This is a genomic window from Enterococcus sp. HMSC061C05 (genome assembly GCF_001814765.1).
Classification (GTDB): domain Bacteria; phylum Bacillota; class Bacilli; order Lactobacillales; family Enterococcaceae; genus Enterococcus_B; species Enterococcus_B lactis.
Genome location: NZ_KV817750.1, coordinates 166,199 through 170,061, shown reverse-complemented (window position 1 = coordinate 170,061; position 3,863 = coordinate 166,199). Strand labels below are relative to the sequence as shown.

Genomic DNA, 3,863 nt, shown 5'->3' with positions numbered 1-3,863 from the left:
TGCTTATGTGTGGTCAGTGTATGACGAAAAAAGAAAGCGATTTACTGTTTTTGATGCTATATTGGTATTGGATTGAATTACTTCATAATAGTGAGATAGCGAGAATCTACATCTTTAAAATCATCATGTAATGAAACGAGAGGTAGTAAAAATCGGAGGAGGACAAAATGAAACTTTTGAAGGAGGTAACAGATCAATTATACAAGAAGTATATTCTAGATTTAGATTATGTTATTTTATCTGTATCAGATTATCAAGGATTAGATAGCCATCAAGAAGCTGCAATCATATTAATGAAATATGTAAATAATGAATGGTATAAAGGCGTTAGAGGGACAAAACCTATACGTAAACCTATGCCGTTTGTAGAGTTCATATTCCAAAAATGGTTACAGCAAAAAATGAAAGGTAAACCATCGGGTATGACTTTTCGTGAGCGTCGGAGTTTAAAAAGAACTGTAGATAACTATTGGCGAACGGAGAAGCCGATAAAAATGAGATTAGTACATACTGACTGGACATCTTTTGATCATGTGGCTGGTTACCCAATTTATTTGAATAAAGGGCGAATGATTCCATCTCCCATTGATTTTGAAGAAATGCTTCAGCCAGAAAGTCTTTATGAAGAGGTTTTTTTTGAAACATCTTATGGACTTTATGTAACAAAAGAAGAATATTTAGAGCTGAATAATTATTTGTTCCCTAATAAAAAGAACTTAGTAGCCTATAGCTGGAATGACAGTTGGTCTAGTTATTTCACATCTGGGAGAGGATGCCGTGGAGCGCATATGTGGACGATTTATGACTCGTTAGAAAAGAGGATGGTTGTCATTGGTGCTTCAACGACGGATTAGTTTATATTTGTAAGAGTTAGCTAATATTACTGAATATAAAATGTATCAAAATAAAAAACCCGCAACGCGGGTTTTTTGTAATTGCCTTTCTAAATCTGGAAAAGTGGTTAAAATATAGTATCTTCTATTTTTTCGAACGATAGTCTCAGTTTTTTTAATAATCACTCTAGCGGAGACAATATGATTATGACGATTGAATATATACCTCCGTACATTCCTATTAGCTTACACATTTAATTATTCTTGAAAAAACGAAAGAGTACAAGGCGTAATAGAAAAAATCGATTTAAAAAAAGTTTTTTATATTATTGGTGTTTCCTTCGTGTATTCTCATGGAAGACAGTAGTTATGTCAAATAATCGTTTGTTTTGGACGCATAATCGTTCACGTAACTGATAAAGAAAAAGAAGGGAGGAATTTATTTGTTTTGAAATTAACGTTATTTAATGTTTGCTTTTTTAATATGTAAAAATAACTTTATTTATAAAAAAGAGGTTGTGACTGAAGTGGTCAGCTTCAAGAAATAAGAAGGAATTGACGAAAATTGCTTCTCAAATTTTTGTAGAATTTCGGCTTATTTTTCGAAGAAGCTACTTCTGGAACACCATGAATCAGAGGTTGTGAAAAAGCCGCTTAGTTTCGAGTAGTAAGAAAAATTTTGTGAAAATGGCTTTCCACATTTTTGCATAAATTTGGCTTAATACCGAGAAACTGGCTTTTGAACACCGTTTATTCGGAAAAAAAGGTCTGTGACAAGACTTTTGTCACAGACCTTTTGCTTTTTATTGATCCTGCGATTACTCGTCGCAATTTTTGTGAGAGCTTTTTCGCAAACTCTTTCTTAAAAAGTGTTCAAGAGACAACCTCTTTTATCAATCCAATACTTCTTCTTTCTTAGCGAAACTCCAAATCAGGCCGATAACAAAACCGATAACTGCTGGCACGATCCATCCCATCCCCAATTTGAAAAACGGCAAGTAGCTTTCCGCAACATATAAAAGATTTTGAACGATAGGGGTTTGCTTGATAGATTCTGGGCAGGCATTCAACCCATCAAAAATCGAAGCAATCAATGTAAAATAGGTAGTCATCCGATAAACAGCTGTACGCTGCTTAAACAAAGGACCAACCAACACTAACAGAATCAATGTCATTGCTAATGGATAGATGAACATCAAAACAGGCAACGAAAATTGAATGATATTCGTCAAGCCTACATTTGCCGCTAAACAGGGAAGGATACTGGCAAGTGCAACAAAAAAGGCGTAATTTCTTTGCGGGAACAAATCCGTGAATGTTTCTGCAAAAGCTGTAATCAAACCAATACCAGTCTTCAAACAAGCTAATATAACGATGAATGCTAATAAGATACTTCCATAAGTGCCTAAATAATGATCAGCAATCTGAGCCAGCGTAATTCCGCCGTTTTCACTTAGAGCAAAGCTACCTAAGCTCATAGCACCTAAATAAGCGAGCAAAGTATAAATGATTCCCATCAATATAATGCTGATCGCACCAGATTTGATCGTGTCTTTAGCAATTTCAGCAGGTTTTGTTACACCCATGTTTTGAATCGTCGTAACGATGATGATTCCAAATGCTAAAGCAGCAAGCGCATCTAATGTGTTATATCCTTGAGTAAATCCTGTGAAAAAAGCATGGTCTTGGTAATTTGGCTGAATAGGCGCTTGATTGACAGAGCCTAATGGATTCAAAAAAGCAAGGAGAAGCAATGCCCCTAATAAAACCAAAAATGCAGGATTCAGGAATTTTCCAACATAATCTAATATCTTTGTCGGTTTTCTTGAAAACCACCAAGCCAGCACAAAAAATACAATACTGAAAATTGCTAGATATAGCGTCTGTCTGCTAGGATCGATAAATGGTGCTAAACCAATCTCGAAAGATGTGGTCGCAAGGCGAGGTAAAGCAAAAAACGGTCCGATAACTAAGTAAAGCAAGATGGTAAAAACCATCGCATATGTTTGATTTATCCGTTTTGCTAATTCATATACACCTGAGCTTTTCGATACACCAATGGCAATCACCCCTAAGAAGGGAAGACCGATACCGGTAACCAAGAAACCTAGATTCGCCCAAAAGGTAGCAGCGCCTGCTTCTTGACCCAAATGAACGGGAAAGATAAGATTTCCAGCACCAAAAAATAGACCGAAAAGCATGGAGCCTATAAAAAGATAGTCTTTAAATGATAATTTTTTTGTCATACATAACTCCTTTACGGTTTTTTTAAAAGTAACAAAATTTCGAAAAATATGCAACAATTTTCAGAAAATTTCCTATATAAAACGATGGTTATTTAATAACATAAGTGATAAAATAAAAGCGCTGAATCATCTGAGGAGGAATCATCGTGACAAAGTCGAGATTAGAAGCATTTACTGATGGAGTAGTGGCCATCGTTTTGACAGTTCTTGTATTAGACATCAAGATTCCTGATCCATCTGGTTTTCATTCTTTGTGGGTCATCCGAAATACATTATTAGCTTATGCAATAAGTTTTATATTTGTTGCGGTAATCTGGGTGAACCATCATCGTATATTCCAGATGGCAGAACGCATCAATTACCGAGTGGTCTGGTCGAATATCTTTTGGCTCTTCTGGCTGACCTTATGTCCTTCCGTTACTAGTTGGGTCGGGCGTAACCCTGAAGCTTTTTGGCCTGAGATGGCTTATGTCTTAGTATACACGATGTGGAGTTTTTCTTTTGGTATATTGATGAGGCAAATCATGAAAGCAAATAAACCAGATTCCCATGTTGTGAGAGTTTTGTCAAAGGACCATCGAAGTTTTATCTCCATGTTTATTAACTTATGTTTGATTGCCGGTATCTTTTTTGTACCGATGATTGGGTTATTCGGACGTTTTTTCGTATCTGGTATTTGGATTTTTTCCTATAAAAAAGCAGATGCCTATTATCAGCGGTTGTTTCCGGGGAAATAAAAAGGCTGTGACAAAAATCTTGTCACAGCCCTTTTTCCGAATAAACG

Annotated in this window: 3 protein-coding genes; 2 read left to right on the top strand and 1 reads right to left on the bottom strand. The window is 35.9% G+C overall.

Annotated features, from left to right (window positions below):
- Nucleotides 1-167 precede the first annotated feature (167 nt).
- Nucleotides 168-854 (top strand): hypothetical protein, encoded by a 687-nt coding sequence (locus tag HMPREF2988_RS10195; protein WP_070770584.1) that lies wholly within the window; start codon nt 168-170, stop codon nt 852-854.
- An 872-nt stretch (nt 855-1,726) separates the two neighbouring features.
- Here HMPREF2988_RS10195 and brnQ read toward each other — a convergent pair.
- Complete coding sequence (gene brnQ, locus HMPREF2988_RS10190; protein ID WP_070770583.1) at nt 1,727-3,079, bottom strand: branched-chain amino acid transport system II carrier protein; 1,353 nt, start codon at nt 3,077-3,079, stop codon at nt 1,727-1,729.
- A gap of 146 nt (nt 3,080-3,225) precedes the next feature.
- Here brnQ and HMPREF2988_RS10185 point away from each other — a divergent pair, with 146 nt between their 5' ends.
- Nucleotides 3,226-3,816, top strand: a complete 591-nt coding sequence (locus HMPREF2988_RS10185) for a TMEM175 family protein (protein WP_002315551.1) — start codon at nt 3,226-3,228, stop codon at nt 3,814-3,816.
- Nucleotides 3,817-3,863: the final 47 nt, after the last annotated feature.